At 64.8% G+C, this 15,405-nt stretch carries 14 protein-coding genes; 4 read left to right on the top strand and 10 right to left on the bottom strand.

Translation table 11 applies throughout. The annotated features are described in order from the left end of the window. Positions 1 to 58: 58 nt before the first annotated feature. Positions 59 to 877: a nucleoside triphosphate pyrophosphohydrolase gene (mazG, locus tag HAP40_RS19465; RefSeq protein WP_166816291.1), complete on the top strand. Its 819-nt coding sequence runs from the start codon at positions 59 to 61 to the stop codon at positions 875 to 877. 29 nt (positions 878 to 906) lie between these two features. Here the strand turns inward: mazG and HAP40_RS19460 are convergent, their stop codons facing one another. The 5 genes from HAP40_RS19460 to HAP40_RS19440 form a co-directional block, all read right to left on the bottom strand. Continuing rightward, positions 907 to 1,422 (bottom strand): GNAT family N-acetyltransferase, encoded by a 516-nt coding sequence (locus HAP40_RS19460; RefSeq protein WP_166816292.1) that lies wholly within the window; start codon positions 1,420 to 1,422, stop codon positions 907 to 909. Between the two features lie 36 nt (positions 1,423 to 1,458). Next, positions 1,459 to 2,838: a GTPase HflX gene (gene hflX, locus HAP40_RS19455; RefSeq protein ID WP_166816293.1), complete on the bottom strand. Its 1,380-nt coding sequence runs from the start codon at positions 2,836 to 2,838 to the stop codon at positions 1,459 to 1,461. An 11-nt stretch (positions 2,839 to 2,849) separates the two neighbouring features. After that, entirely contained in the window at positions 2,850 to 3,098 is a 249-nt protein-coding gene (hfq, locus tag HAP40_RS19450; RefSeq protein WP_028179548.1) for an RNA chaperone Hfq, read from the bottom strand. 250 nt (positions 3,099 to 3,348) lie between these two features. After that, the gene (locus HAP40_RS19445; RefSeq protein ID WP_027558046.1) at positions 3,349 to 4,719 is read right to left on the bottom strand and encodes a sigma-54-dependent transcriptional regulator; all 1,371 of its coding nucleotides are present in this window, start codon (positions 4,717 to 4,719) and stop codon (positions 3,349 to 3,351) included. A 17-nt stretch (positions 4,720 to 4,736) separates the two neighbouring features. After that, positions 4,737 to 7,169, bottom strand: a complete 2,433-nt coding sequence (locus HAP40_RS19440) for a sensor histidine kinase (protein WP_166816294.1) — start codon at positions 7,167 to 7,169, stop codon at positions 4,737 to 4,739. Between HAP40_RS19440 and HAP40_RS19435 the strand changes: the two genes are divergently transcribed. Continuing rightward, complete coding sequence (locus tag HAP40_RS19435) at positions 7,132 to 7,500, top strand: histidine kinase (RefSeq protein ID WP_166810895.1); 369 nt, start codon at positions 7,132 to 7,134, stop codon at positions 7,498 to 7,500. The two genes, HAP40_RS19440 and HAP40_RS19435, sit on opposite strands and share 38 nt — an antisense overlap. 175 nt (positions 7,501 to 7,675) lie before the next feature. Here the strand turns inward: HAP40_RS19435 and ntrC are convergent, their stop codons facing one another. From ntrC to dusB, 3 genes are read right to left on the bottom strand one after another with little or no spacing between them, the layout of a single operon-like run. Continuing rightward, complete coding sequence (gene ntrC / locus HAP40_RS19430) at positions 7,676 to 9,118, bottom strand: nitrogen regulation protein NR(I) (protein WP_166816295.1); 1,443 nt, start codon at positions 9,116 to 9,118, stop codon at positions 7,676 to 7,678. Between the two features lie 9 nt (positions 9,119 to 9,127). Then, the gene (locus tag HAP40_RS19425; RefSeq protein ID WP_166816296.1) at positions 9,128 to 10,297 is read right to left on the bottom strand and encodes a two-component system sensor histidine kinase NtrB; all 1,170 of its coding nucleotides are present in this window, start codon (positions 10,295 to 10,297) and stop codon (positions 9,128 to 9,130) included. After that, positions 10,294 to 11,295 carry a tRNA dihydrouridine synthase DusB gene (gene dusB, locus HAP40_RS19420; RefSeq protein WP_208024760.1) on the bottom strand — a complete coding sequence of 334 codons (1,002 nt, stop codon included), beginning with the start codon at positions 11,293 to 11,295 and terminating at the stop codon, positions 10,294 to 10,296. Before dusB ends, HAP40_RS19425 begins: the two co-directional genes overlap by 4 nt. 283 nt (positions 11,296 to 11,578) lie before the next feature. On the opposite strand from dusB, the gene HAP40_RS19415 reads away from it, so the two are divergent. Both HAP40_RS19415 and HAP40_RS19410 read left to right on the top strand, forming a co-directional pair. Continuing rightward, positions 11,579 to 12,760, top strand: a complete 1,182-nt coding sequence (locus tag HAP40_RS19415; RefSeq protein WP_166816297.1) for a bifunctional 2-C-methyl-D-erythritol 4-phosphate cytidylyltransferase/2-C-methyl-D-erythritol 2,4-cyclodiphosphate synthase — start codon at positions 11,579 to 11,581, stop codon at positions 12,758 to 12,760. A 3-nt stretch (positions 12,761 to 12,763) separates the two neighbouring features. Next, the gene (locus tag HAP40_RS19410; RefSeq protein ID WP_166816298.1) at positions 12,764 to 13,372 is read left to right on the top strand and encodes a CinA family protein; all 609 of its coding nucleotides are present in this window, start codon (positions 12,764 to 12,766) and stop codon (positions 13,370 to 13,372) included. 16 nt (positions 13,373 to 13,388) lie between these two features. On the opposite strand, the gene HAP40_RS19405 is transcribed toward HAP40_RS19410, so the two are convergent. Further along, complete coding sequence (locus HAP40_RS19405) at positions 13,389 to 13,814, bottom strand: GFA family protein (protein WP_166816299.1); 426 nt, start codon at positions 13,812 to 13,814, stop codon at positions 13,389 to 13,391. Between the two features lie 63 nt (positions 13,815 to 13,877). Further along, entirely contained in the window at positions 13,878 to 14,654 is a 777-nt protein-coding gene (locus HAP40_RS19400; RefSeq protein WP_166816300.1) for a mechanosensitive ion channel family protein, read from the bottom strand. Between the last annotated feature and the right edge of the window lie 751 nt (positions 14,655 to 15,405).

Below are 15,405 nucleotides of genomic sequence, written 5' to 3'. Positions count from 1 at the left end.
GCTGGGAACGGCGGCCCGCTTTTGGCATAAGGCGTGAGAGCTAGGAGACCGCCCCGCAATGACCCCTTCCCGCGACATTTCCCGCCTGATCGAGATCATGGCGGCGCTGCGCACGCCGGTCACCGGCTGTCCCTGGGACCTCGAGCAGGATTTTGCGACCATCGCGCCCTACACGATCGAGGAAGCTTATGAGGTGGTGGACGCGATCACGCGCGGCGATCTCGACGATCTCAGGGAGGAGCTCGGCGATCTCCTGTTGCAGGTGGTGTATCACGCCCAGATGGCCGAGGAGCAGAACGCCTTTGCTTTTGGCGACGTGGTCGAGGCCATCACGCGAAAAATGATCCGGCGCCATCCCCATGTCTTCGCCGACAAGGACGGCAACCTCGCCTCGCACCACGTCAAGGAGGTCTGGGACCGCATCAAGGCCGAGGAGAAGGCCGAGCGCGCCGCGCGCCGGCCGACGGAGGAAGCCCCGTCGCGCAAGTCACTGCTCTCGGGTGTGAAGGCCGGCCAGCCCGCACTGACCCGCGCCATGGAGCTCCAGCGCAAGGCTTCCACCGTCGGCTTCGACTGGAACGACCCGCGCGCGGTGCTGCAGAAGATCCGCGAGGAAGCCGACGAGATCGAGGCGGCGCTCGACCGCAACGACAGCGCTGGCCTGGCGGAGGAGACCGGCGACCTCATGTTCGCGCTCGTCAACCTCGCCCGCCATGTCGACGCGGATCCGGAAGCAGCCTTGCGTGCGACCAACGCGAAGTTCGAGCGGCGCTTTGCCTATATCGAGCGGACGCTGGAAGCGCAGGGCCGTACGCTCGAACAGGCATCGCTCGCCGAGATGGACGCATTGTGGAATGCGGCCAAGACCGCTACTTAGTTGAGCGCAGTGGCGGAGAGACCACGCCGTCAGCCTCGATCGATCATCCAGCGGTTGACCGCCTGATGGAAGTTGAGAGGGCCCGGAACGGTCATGTGCGTCTTGACGTATGTGAAACCCGCTTTTTGAAGCGTGCGGTTCGGAGCGACGTTGAACGCGTTGGGCTCACAGAAAAGCTGCTTCAGCTGTAGAGCGTGGAAATAAAGTTCGACGGTCCTTCGGACGCACTCCACGCCAATGCCCTGCTTGCGCAGCGGTGGATCGGTGATGTGCAGATGCATATATGCCTGCTGGCCAATGCGGATCTTGTCGGCGGTCGAGAAGCCGACGAACTTGTCATCGGAGAGCCAGCTCACCAGAAAGCTATTTCTTTGCTCGACAGGCCGGTCGAACATTTGCTCGTACAGCCGCTGCCATTGCGACACCGGCGGTAATCGCGTCGGGTCGACCCCGAGCATTTCCAGGTGCTCCGGCGTCGCAGCGTGGAAATACTCAATGATCTCCGCCGTTTCCTGCAGGGTCATCGGTCGGACGGTTATGGCCATCTTGCAGCCCTTTAGTCCTCGAGTGAACTCTCGCGATCAAGCCACGCGCGGCACGGCGTCAAACCGGCTCACCACGATATCCCGCTTGGTCTCGTCCACGCGAACGGTCATGTCGAAGCGGCCGTCGTGCAGCTCCTTCGCCAGCACCTCGGAATTGCGGTGGAGCCAGCTGATGCCGGCCCCGTCGGCGGCGTCGATAGAGAGATCGAGTGTGGTGCGCTTGGCCGCGAGCCGCTCCTCGATCGCGGCGAGCAGTGCCTCGACCCCCTCGCCTGATACGGCGGAAACCAGCATCGCCGGATGATCTTCCGGCCTGCGCGCCGCGATGTTCAGAAGCTCTTCGCGCTGCTCGGCATCATAGCGATCGATCTTGTTCCAGACTTCGATGATACGGCCAGAATCATCGGGGTTGATGCCGAGCTGGCGCAGCACGGCGTCGACGTCGCTTTGCTGCGCTTCGGCATCCTCGTGCGAGATGTCGCGGACATGCAGGATGACGTCGGCCTCCAGCACCTCTTCCAGCGTGGCGCGGAAGGCGGCGACGAGCTGGGTCGGCAGATTGGAGATGAAGCCGACCGTGTCCGACAGCATTGCCTTGCCGCCATGCGGCAGGTTGAGCGCGCGCAAGGTCGGATCGAGCGTGGCGAACAGCATGTCGGCGGCCTGCACGTCGGCGCGCGTCAGGCGATTGAATAGCGTCGACTTGCCGGCATTGGTGTAGCCGACTAGCGCGACGACGCGATACGGCACGCGCTGGCGCCCCGCGCGATGCAAACGCCGCGTCGCCTGCACCTTCTTCAGCTCGCCCTCGAGCTTTGAGATGCGCTCCTGGATCAGGCGGCGGTCGGCTTCGATTTGCGTCTCGCCGGGACCGCCCATGAAGCCGAAACCGCCGCGCTGGCGTTCGAGGTGGGTCCATGACCGCACCAGGCGCGAGCGCTGGTAGTTGAGATGCGCGAGCTCGACCTGGAGCGAGCCTTCCCTGGTCTTGGCGCGGCGGCCGAAGATTTCCAGAATGAGCCCGGTGCGATCGAGTACCTTGGCGTGTAGCTCCTTCTCGAGATTGCGCTGCTGGATCGGCGCCAGCGCGCAATCCATCACCACGAGCTCGACATCGAGGCTCTTGATCAGCGCGGCGATCTCCTCGACCTTGCCCTTGCCGATATAGGTTGCGGGCCGGATCTGGCTGATCGGCGCGACGATGGCGTCCGCAATGACGAGATCGATCGCGCGCGCGAGGCCGGCGGCTTCATCGAGCCGGGCCTCGGCGTCTCGCTGAACGTGACTCTCCGATTGCGCGTCGGCACTGCCTGCGCGCACCCGCAAATAGGGGCCGATGACCAGCACCCGCCCCGTCTGCTTAGCCCCCGCCGGCCGCGGACGGTCGGCATCCCCGTCGAAATTCCGGGGTTCCAATCAGATCACTCTCAAGTCGGCTGATCCTCGCCGCCTTCGAACAACTGAATCGGCGCACCCGGCATGATGGTCGAGATCGCATGCTTGTAGACAAGTTGCGAGTGACCGTCGCGCCGAAGCAGCAAACAGAAATTGTCGAACCAGGTCACGATGCCCTGGAGCTTCACTCCGTTGACCAGAAAGATCGTCAGTGGCGTCTTGGTTTTGCGAACGTGATTAAGGAAGGTGTCCTGTAGGTTTTGTGCGCGGTCTGCCGCCATTGTTTTTTTCTCGCTTTGAGTTTCTTTTTATTGCGCCGGTTGCGCCCCTGTTTTGGTTGATGTGGGGCCTTTCCCGGTTGCTGTTCCTCATGAGATCCCCCTCGGAAGGAACAGCTGCATGATTAGAGGACAGGTGGACTTATTAGGCAAGCCGCTTCACGCCGCAGCCCATGCCGTACTCGCCCGAAAAACTACGGAAGGCGATGATTTTCCTCGCTTATCCCTGATCTGCGGCGGCAGCAAAACCGCGCTAGCCGACGCCGAGCGCCTTCAACTTGCGATGCAGCGCCGAACGTTCCATGCCAACAAACTCGGCCGTGCGAGAAATATTTCCTGAGAAACGGCTGATCTGTGCAATCAAATAGTCGCGCTCGAACACTTCCCGCGCTTCGCGCAGCGGCAGGCCCATGATGTGCTCGCCATTGTTGCTGGTTGGCATCGCCGGCACCATGGAGCCGACGTCCTGCGGCAACATGTCGGCCGTGATGATCACTTCGGGCCCACCCGCGGCCAGAATCATGACTCTCTCAACGTTGTTGCGGAGCTGGCGCACGTTGCCCGGCCAGACGTGCGATTGCAGCACCGCCATCGCGTCCTGCCCGATCTGACGCTTCGGCAGGCCGCTGCCGGCCGAGATCTGCTCCATGAAGTAGTCGATCAGCTCCGGAATGTCCTCGCGCCGCTCCGACAGCGCGGGCACGCGGATCGGCACCACCGAGAGGCGGTGATAGAGGTCCTCACGGAAATGGCCGGCCGCGATCTCCTCCTCGAGATTGCGCGCAGTGGACGAGATGATGCGGACGTCGACCTGCACCTTGGCGGTGCCGCCGACGCGCTGGAACGACTGCTCGACCAGCACGCGCAGGATCTTGTTTTGGGTTTCGCGCGGCATGTCCGCGATCTCGTCGATGAACAGCGTGCCGCCATGGGCTTCCTCGAGCGCACCGGGCTTGCGCGGCTGTTCGCCGTTGGACTGCTCGACGCCGAACAGCTCATGCTCCATCCGCTCGGGCGTGATTGCGGCGGCGTTGATGACGACGAAGGGCCCATCGGCGCGGCCCGAGGCCGTGTGCAGCGTGCGCGCCGTCAACTCCTTGCCGGCGCCGGCGGGGCCGACGATCAGGATGCGGCTGTTGGCCTTGGCCGCGCGCTCGATCGTCTGGCGCAGCTGGTTCATGCTGGGCGAACGGCCGACGAGCTGGCTGGCGCTGGGCGCGAGCTGCTTCAGCTCCTTGACCTCGCGCTTGAGTCGCGAGTTCTCCAGTGCCCTCGTCGCGACCAGGATCAGCCGGTCGGCCTTGAACGGCTTCTCGATGAAGTCGTAGGCGCCGCGCTTGATCGCGGCGACCGCTGTCTCGATGTTGCCGTGGCCCGAGATCATCACGACCGGCAGATCGGCATTGTCCTTCTTGACCTGCTCCAGCAGCTGCAAGCCGTCGAGCTTGGAGCCCTGGAGCCAGATGTCGAGGAACACGAGATGCGGCCTGCGGTTGGCGATCTCGGCGAGCGCCGTATCGCTGTCGCGTGCGGTCCTTGTGACGAACCCCTCGTCTTCGAGAATGCCCGCAACGAGATCCCGAATATCGGCCTCATCATCGACAATCAGAATTTCACTTGCCATGGGTCGCGCCTGCCTTGTCAGCTGCCTGTTGAGGCTTCGATTTTCGTTGAATCATTGGTCTTTTCAGCCGGCTCTTTGGTTTCGGCGGACGGCTGTTTTGTTTCCGGGGCCTGGCTGAAGCCTTGACTGGAGTCCGCACTGGAGACTGGGCCCCTGGCGGACTCCGCAACCGTTTCCTTAGCCTCAGGCCTGGCTGATTCCGCGGGCGCCAGCGAGGCTCCCTCGGACTTCGCAGGTTGCCCGGAGATCGCAAAGCGCATCCGCATCCAGGCGCCGCGCTGGCCTTCGCGGAAGTCGGCGGCGTCCTTCAGCTCGATGCGCCCGCCATGGTCTTCCAGCACGCGGCCGACGATCGCTAGGCCCAGGCCCGTGCCCTTGGCGCGCGTCGTGACGTAAGGCTCGAGCAGCCGCGAGCGCGCGACCTTGGGCAGGCCGATGCCGTTGTCGATGACGTCGATCAGCACGTCCTCGCCCTCGCGCGACACCACGACGTCGATACGGCCCTTGCCAAGCTCCTCCGGTGGCACCTGCTCGATCGCCTCGGTGGCATTCTTGATGATGTTGGTGACGGCCTGGGAGATCAGCCGCCGGTCGAATTGCGCCCGCAGCGGGTCCTGCTTGAACTCGGCTTCGATGTCGATTTCGGGGTGGGCGACCTTCATCAGGAACACCGCCTGCCGCACCGCGTCGGCGACGTCCTCGCCCTCCATCACCGGTTTCGGCATCCGCGCAAAGCGGGAGAACTCGTCGACCATGCGCCTGATGTCGTCGACCTGGCGGACGATGGTGTCGGTGCACTGGTCGAAAATCTGCTTGTCCTTGTCCACGGTGATGGTCTTGCCGAATTTGCGGCGGATGCGCTCGGCCGAGAGCTGGATCGGCGTCAGCGGGTTCTTGATCTCGTGGGCGATGCGCCGCGCCACGTCGCCCCAGGCCGAGGTGCGCTGCGCCGAGACGAGCTCGGTGATGTCGTCGAGCGTGATGATGTAGCTGTCGTGCGGCTGGTTCTTCTCGGCGCTGACGCGGACCGACAGATTGCGTTCCTGCCCGTCGCGGGTGATCGTGATCTGACCCTGCACCAGACGCTGGGTCCCTTCCCGCGCCGACTTCATCATCTCGTCGAGTTCGGGCAGAACGTCGGACAGCGGATGGCCGAGCGTCTCCGCTTCGGAGTGCCCGATCAGCTTCTCGGCGGAGCGGTTGAGGATGCCGACGCTGCCCGACGCGTCGACGCCGATGATGCCGGCGCTCGCCGAGGACAGCACGGCCTCGATGAAGCGGCGGCGGCTGTCGATGAGATCGCTGGCGTTGACGAGCTCGTCACGCTGGCTGCGCAATTCCTGCGTCATCTTGTTGAAGGTCTCACCCAATTGGGCAAGGTCGCCTTCCGACTGGTGCACGGGCACCTGCACATGAAGGTCGCCCGTCGAGACCGTGTGAGCCGCGTTCATCAGCCGCCGGATCGGCGAAACAAGTGAGTTGGCGAAGTTGAGGCCGATCAGCACCGAGGCCATCAGGATGGTCAGCGCGATCACCGCGAACATCAGCGCAAACGCGACCTGGATGCCGAGCCGGCGCGACTCGATCTGGGCGTATTCGGCGACGCTGACCTCGGTCTGCTTGAGCTGGTTGACGACGTTCGGATCGAGCGGCCGGGCGACATAGAGGAACGTGTCGTTGAAGGCGCGCAGGCGGATCACCGCGGCGACGAAGCTCGCATCCGGCAGCACCGCGATCTCGGGCTCGTTCTCGTTGACGTTGCTGAGAAAGTCGGGCGCTGGCGGCGAATAAGCGAGCCGCATGCCGGTGTCGGCGGACTCCAGGATGTTGGTGTTCTTGTCGATGATCATCGCGCCCGGCAAATTGCGCGAGCCGGCGCTCGCGGTCAGCATCTCCCGGAACGAGCGGCGGTCCTGGTCGTAGAGCGGACGGGCATGCGCGATGTCGTTGGCCATGCCGAGAATATCGCCGCGGATCAGCTGCGCATGGTCCTGCATATAGGCCCGCGCGATCGTCAGCGAATTCTGGATCACCTCCTTGGTCGGCCCCGAAAACAGCCGGTCGAGACCGCGTTCGATGGTGACGTTGGCGACGACGGCAACCAGCACCGCCGGCAGCACCGCCACGATCGAGAACAGGCTGACGATCTGGACATGGAGGCGGGCCGCCGCCCGGCCCCGTCGTCTGGCCAGGATCAGCTGCCAGAGTTCCCGGACGATGATCCCGACCAGGAGCAGGATCGTCGCCGCATTGATCAGATAGAACGAGCGCACCACCTCCGGCGTCGGTTCGATCTTGGTGAGGCCGGTCAGGACCAGGAAGGTCAGGAAGGCCGACCCCAGGGCCAGGCCCACGGCAAGCGGCGCCAGCCAGCGTCGCACCGACCAGCGCCGGGGCTCTTCCGCTGGGGCCGTGTCAAAGGATGCGGCCGAGGTATCTGCGCTGGTCATTCCGGCAATGGGTGCTGAAAACGGGTCCGCTGGCGCGCGGATACTGATGTATTCGTACCACATTGTTGCCGGATTGCGACAATTCCGCGGCGTCTGTCCCGCGGCGGACCGGCACATCCACAAGGTCTTGCACAGGATTGCCTTCGAGGCGGGAACGGATTCCTGCCCTTCCGGCTTGAAGGGCATGGATAAATTCTGCCTCGCAACGATGGTTTCGGCCGTTCTTCTGCTGATCGTGGCCGCCGACCTCCTGGTCAACGGCGTTGGCGTTCAGCAGCCGCTGGTGAATGTCGCCAGCGTGATGCCGGCATCCGACCGACTTGTCCGATAGACGTTCAGATAGATGTGATGCCGCGCGTTACGGCCGAATGATCAAATTAAATGTAGGAGCGGAACAATCCGCTCCTATCAGGAATTCTGCTCACCGCGTCAGCCATAACGGCCAGCGCGATCCGGACAGGCTCAGCTCCGCTTGGTAGGGGGAGCTGAGCCACCGGTCCGGAAAGCTAGCCCCCGCTCCGATAAACCTGGATATCCAGATCCCGGATCTTCTTCCGCAGCGTGTTGCGGTTGAGGCCGAGCAGATCGGCGGCGCGGATCTGGTTGCCGCGGGTGGCGGCGAGCGCAGCCGTGAGCAGCGGCACCTCGATCTCCTTGAGGATGCGGTGATAGAGGCCGGGCGGCGGCACGCCGTTCGGGAAGCCCTGGAAGTGCGAGGACAGATAGGCCTCCACCGCGCCGCCGAGATTGTCGACGCCCTGCTGGACCGCGGCGCCCGGGCTGACCGAGGGCGGCGCCAGCTCGCCGTCGATCACCGAGGAGGTGATCACGTCCTGCGGATAGAGCGCGGCGAGGCGCCGCGCCAGGTTTTCGAGCTCGCGCACGTTGCCGGGCCAGCGGTGCTGCTTCATCCGCTCCAGCGCCAGCGTATCCAGCTTCTTCGGCGGCAGGCCGTCCTTCTCGGCCAGCGTGAAGAAGTGCCGGATGAGGTCCGGCAGGTCCTCGATGCGCTCGCGCAGCGGCGGCAGCCGCAGCGGCACGACGTTGAGGCGGAAGAACAAATCTTCGCGGAACAGGCCCTGCTGGATCAGGACGCGCAGATCCTTGTTGGAGGCCGCGACGATGCGCACGTCGGTCTTGATCGGGGTGCGGCCGCCGACGGTGGTGTATTCGCCCTGCTGCAAGACGCGCAACAGACGGGTCTGCGCCTCCATCGGCATGTCGCCGATTTCGTCGAGGAACAGCGTGCCGCCCTCGGCCTGCTCGAACCGGCCGGAGGCGCGGGTGTTGGCGCCGGTGAAGGCGCCGCGCTCATGGCCGAACAGTTCGGACTCGATCAGGTCGCGCGGGATCGCCGCCATGTTGACGGCGACGAACGGGCCGTTGCGGCGCTTGCCGTAATCGTGCAGCGCGCGCGCCACCAGCTCCTTGCCGGTGCCGGACTCGCCCGTGATCATCACGGTGAGATCGGTCTGCATCAGACGCGCCAGCACGCGATAGATTTCCTGCATCGCCGGCGAGCGGCCGACCAGCGGGATCGCCTCCATCTCGGCGTCCTCGTCCGGCGTCGATGTCCGCTCCTTCGGCTCGGCCAGCGCGCGGCCGACGATCGCGATCAGCTCCTTCAGGTCGAAGGGTTTTGGCAGATATTCATAGGCTCCGCGCTCGGAGGCGCGGATCGCCGTCATGAAGGTGTTCTGCGCGCTCATGACGATGACGGGCAGGTTCGGCCGCATCTTCTTGATCCGCGGCAGGAGATCGAACGCGTTCTCGTCGGGCATCACCACGTCGGTGATGACGAGATCGCCCTCCCCTTGGCTGACCCAGCGCCACAGCGTTGCGGCATTGCCCGTCAGCCGCACTTCATAGCCGGCGCGGGAAAGTGCCTGATTGAGAACGGTGCGGATGGCGGTATCGTCATCAGCTACGAGAATGCTACCTGCGGGCATCGCTAATCCTCATTTTGCCCCCTGTGACGCAGGCGACGGCTTCCCGGCAGAGTCGGCGCGACTGCTTTGATCGGCATGTTTCACCGATGTGGAATACATCGGCATCAGCACGCGGAAGGTGGTCTTGCGCGGCTGAGATTCGCATTCGATGATGCCCCCGTGATCGCCGACGATCTTTGCGACCAACGCAAGGCCCAGACCCGAGCCGGTCTGCTTGGTGGTCACGAAGGGATCGAACAGGTTGGGCAGAAGGTCGTCCGGCACGCCTGGTCCGTTGTCTTTCACGCAGAACTCGAGCGGCAGGGATACCCGGGATTTTTGACCGGGGACTGACAGCCGCACGCCGGGCCGGAACGCCGTTGTGAGCTGGATCTCGGCGTCGGGAACGTCGATCAGGGCTTCGGCGGCGTTCTTCACGAGATTGAGGAACACTTGGATGAGCTGATCCTGGTTCGCCAGCACGGGCGGCAGCGAGGGATCGTAGTCCTCGATGAAGCGGATGTTGCGGGCAAATCCGGACTGCGCCAGTCGCTTCACGTGATCGAGCACGGAGTGGATGTTGACGGGCCCGCGCACCACGGGGCGCTCGTCGCCGAACACCTCCATGCGGTCGACCAGCGTCACGATGCGGTCAGCCTCGTCGCAGATCAGGCGCGTCAGCATGCGGTCTTCGGACGACGCCTGCTGCTCCAGGAGCTGCGCCGCGCCGCGAATGCCGGAGAGCGGGTTCTTGATCTCGTGCGCCAGCATCGCGGCGAGCGCAATCACCGAGCGCGCGGCGCTGCGGTGGGTGAGCTGGCGATCCATCTTGTCGGCGATGGAGCGCTCCTGCAGCATCACCACGATGTGGCCGGGCCGCTCCGTGAGCGGGGCGACATGCAGGTCGACCTGACGGTCCCCACCCATGCGCGGGGTGCCGAGATCGACCTTGTATTCGTTGACCGGCGAGTTCGACGAGCGCACCTGGTCGATCAGCGCCAGCAACGGGCTGCCGAACGGCACCAGCTCCTTCAGCGACTGCCGCTTCAGGAATTGCGTCGAGATATCGAAGAAGGCTTCGGTCGCAATGTTGGCAGCGACGATCTTGCCGTCCGGCCCGATCATCAGCACGGGATTGGGTAAGGCATCCAGGATCGCGTCGCTGTCGGCGGGCCGGCGATGGTCAGCGGCTGAGCTCATGCAGCAGCCCTCCATGCGAAATCGTCGAAGGCGTCCTGCAGCGATTGGTGGACGAGGCGCGGATCCTCGGAGGTCAGGATCTTCTGGCGCCAGGACTTCAGCGTGTCGGCCGGCGCGCCGCTCGCATCCGCGGCGACGTCGAGCGCCCAGCCGAGATGCTTGCGCGCGTGCCTGAGCCCGATGCGCAAACCGTAGAGCGCACAGACGCCCTCATAGAGCGTCCGGACATAGTGCAGCTGCGTCTCGAGCGACGGCGCGGCTTCCTCCGCTCCGCCCTTCAGGCGCCGGCCGATCTGGCCGGGCAGCCAGGGCTGGCCCTGCGCGCCGCGGCCGATCATCACGGCATCGGCGCCGGAGGCCTCGAGCGCCGCAAGCGCCTTGTCATGGGTGGTGATGTCGCCATTGACGACGAGCGGAATGGAGATGGCTTCGCGCACGGCGCGGATCGCGTCCCAATCGGCCTCGCCCTTGTAGAACTGGCAGCGGGTGCGGCCATGCACGGTCACGAGCTTGACGCCTGACGCCTCGGCGCGACGTGCCAGCTCCGGGGCGTTGCGGCTGCGGTCGTCCCAGCCGAGCCGCATCTTCAGCGTCACCGGCACCTTCACCGCCGCGATGGTCGCATCGATCAGGCTGACGGCGTGGTCGAGGTCGCGCATCAATGCCGAGCCGGACTGGCCGCCGGTGACGTGACGGGCCGGGCAGCCCATGTTGATATCGATGATGTCGGCGCCTTCGGCTTCGGCGATCCGGGCCCCTTCGGCCATCCAATGCGCCTCGCAGCCGGCGAGCTGGACGACGTGCGGACCGATTCCCGTGGCTTCGCAGCGCAACCGCGACATCCGATGGCCGTTGGCGAGCTCATCACTGGCGGTCATTTCGGACACGACCAAGCCGGCGCCCAGCTCGGCGGTCAGCCGGCGCACGGGCGAGTCAGTCACCCCCGACATTGGTGCCAGGAAGACCGGGGTGGCGATGTCAATATCGCCTATTTTCAACGGCTTAGAGCCTGATACTGCCGAGCCGGTCACAGGAGTCTCGTTGACTGGACAGGGCCTCATCGCGCCTGCCATGACCTATCTTGCGCACAATTCTTGTGCAGTCAAGCGCCATGCCTACAGTTTAGACAGTTCTGCAAATCTTTCAAGTGCAGTGCAGCAAAATGCTGTTTCCCACAATCCGGGGAAACCCCCTTTTTTTGCGGGCCTGCCGTGCTAGAGGCATGCCGTCAAATCACCCCACTCCCCCGACGCTTCATCACCAATCGAGTATTCGAGTCCTATGGCGAAATCACAACGCACCGCGGTCGTCCTCGTCGCAGCCGGTCGCGGCTTGCGCGCCGGTGCCGGCGGGCCGAAGCAATATCGCGAGATCGGCGGTGTGCCCGTGATCTATCGCGCCATGGAGGCGTTCAGCCGTCATCCCGACGTGTCGGCGGTGCAGCCGGTGGTGAATCCCGACGACGGCGCCATGTTCACGGCCGCGGTCGCAGGGCTCAAGCACGAGCCGCCGGCCAATGGCGGCGCTACCCGCCAGGCCTCGGTGCTTGCCGGCCTGGAGGCCCTCGCAAAGCACAAGCCCGACATCGTTCTGATCCACGACGCCGCCCGCCCCTTCGTCTCGGAAGGCGTGATCTCCCGCGCGATCGAGGCGGCAAGCCACACCGGTGCCGCGATCCCCGCCATTGCCGTCACCGACACGATCAAGCTCACCGGCGAGAACGGCCATGTCGAGGGCACGCCGGACCGCGCGCGGCTGCGAATCGCGCAGACGCCGCAATCCTTTCGTTTCGACGTCATTCTCGAGGCGCATCGTCGCGCGGCGAAGGATGGGCGCTCGGATTTCACCGACGATGCCGCCATTGCCGAATGGGCGGGATTGACGGTTGCAACCTTTGAAGGCGATGTTGCCAACATGAAGCTCACCACTCCCGAGGATTTCGTGCGCGAGGAGGCACGCCTGGCCGCCCAGCTCGGCGACATCAGGACCGGCACCGGCTATGACGTGCACGCCTTCGGCGAAGGTGATCACCTCATGATCTGCGGCGTGCGCGTCCCGCACACCAAGGGCTTTCTCGCCCATTCCGACGGCGACGTCGGTCTGCATGCGCTGGTCGACGCCATTCTCGGCGCGCTCGCCGACGGCGACATCGGCTCGCACTTCCCGCCGAGCGATGCGAAGTGGAAGGGCGCATCCTCCGACCAGTTCCTGAACTACGCCATCGAGCGTGTCGCGGCGCGTGGCGGCCGTGTCGCCAATCTCGAGGTGACGCTGATCTGCGAGCGGCCGAAGATCGGTCCCTTGCGCGACACCATGCGCGCGCGCATCGCCGAGATATCCGGCGTCGACATCTCGCGCGTCGCGGTGAAGGCGACGACCAGCGAGCGGCTCGGCTTCACCGGCCGAGAGGAAGGTATCGCGGCCACCGCGAGCGCCACCATCCGCCTTCCCTGGAGCGTCTAGGCCATGGGCGGCAGCGACGCACGCGCCCTCTCCCGCTCGCTGCTCGATCTGTGCCGGATGCGCAAGCTGACGGTCGCGACCGCCGAGTCCTGCACCGGCGGCCTGGTTGCCGGCGCGCTGACGGACATCCCCGGCTCCTCCGATGTGATCGATCGCGGCTTCGTCACCTATTCCAACGACGCCAAGCGCGCGATGCTCGGAGTCGAGGCGAGCACGCTCACCAATTTCGGCGCGGTCAGCAAGGAGACCGCGACCGCGATGGCGATCGGCGCGCTGGAGCGCGCCGATGTCGATCTCGCCGTCGCCATCACCGGCATTGCCGGCCCCGGCGGCGCCACGCCGGGTAAGCCGGTCGGTCTCGTGCACTTTGCCGCCGCCGCGCGAGATGGCCGCATCATCCATCGCGAGCACCGCTTTGGCGCCATCGGCCGCAGCGCTGTGCGTCAGCGCTCCGTGGTCGAAGCGCTGCGCATGCTGATGGACCTCGCCCGCGGCCCGCAAGCCCAGGCCAAGCCGCGTCCCGCAGCCGCGAGCCGCCTGCGCCCCCGTGTCACCCGCTCGCCGCGACGGCATGCGGTCAAGCGCAGGTCGCCGCGGTCGCCGCGGGGCTGAGGCCAGGCAACGACCGCTAGTCAGCCGGCACAAAGCGGAGCGTGCCTGCCCGGCGCGTCGGCTTGCCGGTATCGTTCGTGTGATTGATGCCATCCATGACCGGTACCTCGGGGAAATCGAACGGGCTGACCCCGTCCAGGCAGGCCACGTTGACGGCGTAGAGGGTCTGGTCGGACCGCCGCTGATGATGCGTGTAAATTCCGCAGCGAGAGCAGAAGAAGTGCTGTGCCGATCCGGTATGGAAACGGTAGCTCGTGAGCGCATCCTCACCCTGGAGGAACTTGATCCCGCCCATTTCCGCCATAACCACGACGGCGCCGCGCATGCGGCAGTAGGAGCACGTGCAGCGGCGGATCGAATTGAAGCCGTCGCTGAGCGTTGCCTCGAACCGCACGGCGCCGCAATGGCACTGGCCAGTCCGAATCTTGGTGTCGCCTGCCATGCCGTCTGCGCCTCCCGTTCGAGGCACTTCTACGATATTCCGAGCAGGGTCACCAATTCTCCCTCAGGCCGCCGCGAGCAGCGCGCTGGCATGGTCGAGCACGCGCTGCTTGACCGCATCGGCATCCGACGGCTTCACCTTCGCACTCACCGTCAATTCCACGACCGGGGCAGCGGGATCGGCGGCGATCACCTTCGACACATTGACCGACGGCGCGGCTCGCTCGTCGACGCGCGGGTCCTGGCGCAACTCTTTCAGGATCTCGCCAGCCAGCGCATTGGCCGATCCTGCTCTGACCGGAAATGTCACCTTGACTTCGCCCGTGCCGGGATAGGCGCTGTGGTTGATGATGGCTGCGCCCCAGACCTGTCCATTCGGCAAGAGGATCTGCGTATTGTCGGGCGCGACCAGCTCGGTCATGAACAGCGACAGCGCCTTCACCTTCCCGGCCTTGCCGGCGACCTCGACGTCGTCGCCGATATGGAAGGGCCGGAACAGCAGCAGCATCACGCCGGCGGCGAGATTGGACAGCGTGCCCTGGAGCGCGAGGCCAATGGCGAGTGATGTCGCGCCCAGCACGGCGACGAGGCTCGCGGTCTGGATGCCGAAGAGCTGGAGCACGGCGATGCCGACCACGGCGAGCACGCCGTAGCGCGTGACGCTGGAGACAAACAGGGTCACGAGCGGATCGACCCGGTGCCCGACACTCAGCACGCGCGTGACGAAACGCTGCATTGCGCCAGACAGATACCAGCCGACCGCGAGCAGCAGGATCGCGTAGATCGCGTTCAGCCCATACAGGACGAGTGACGCTTTCAGCGTGTCGAAATTGATGGTCATGGCGGCTCCAACCCGGACAATCCGTACTGAACTCGCCGCGGCGAAAAACGATCCCTCCCGATCCGCTCGCTGGTGCTGCGGTTCCGGTCAAAGCCGGGAGTCATAGCTGCCCGACCAGTTCACCGGAGGCCGGAACAGCACGGTGTAATCCACGATGAAGCGAAACTCGGTCTGGGGATTGCGGACATTGCCCTGCTGCCAGAGGCTCGAATACTGCGTGACATTCCCGATTACCGTGGCGGGCGCTCGATACGATGAATGACAGGGAGTTTCTGCTCGATCGCCTTCGCTAGCACCGTACCTGTGGTTCGACCGAGCTCTTTCGCGATCACGGCAATCGGTTTGGTGCCTGCGAGTGTCTTCAGCTTGCTAAGGTCTTGCTCACTCCACGATTGCTTCCAGCGTGCCATGTCCCTTGGTCCAGGTACAACAGCCCCCGCGCCCCCTCGTATTCTCGTTGAGTCCCTCCATGGACGCAGCTGAATTGGGTGTATCGCGGACAGCAAGGGGTGTTCCGTCAGCCAAGTGCGTTTTGGCACAAACTGCACTTGTCACCCCAGGGTACAGAGTTCGATTCTGGTTTGTGCGCCGGACATGCTGGCTGTCCAACGATCCTACAAGGCCTTGTGCTGCCCGTCGGGCAAAACACCCAGCCGGCGGGTCAATTGCCGCGCGCGAAAATATTCTCCTTTACCGAAATTCGTCTTTGGCGTATTCGTGCGCCACCTCATCCCTGTCAGAGGGGCGTATC

The sequence above is a fragment of the Bradyrhizobium sp. 1(2017) genome, assembly GCF_011602485.2.
Taxonomy (GTDB): Bacteria; Pseudomonadota; Alphaproteobacteria; order Rhizobiales; family Xanthobacteraceae; genus Bradyrhizobium.
This window is presented reverse-complemented; position numbering and strand designations above follow the sequence as displayed.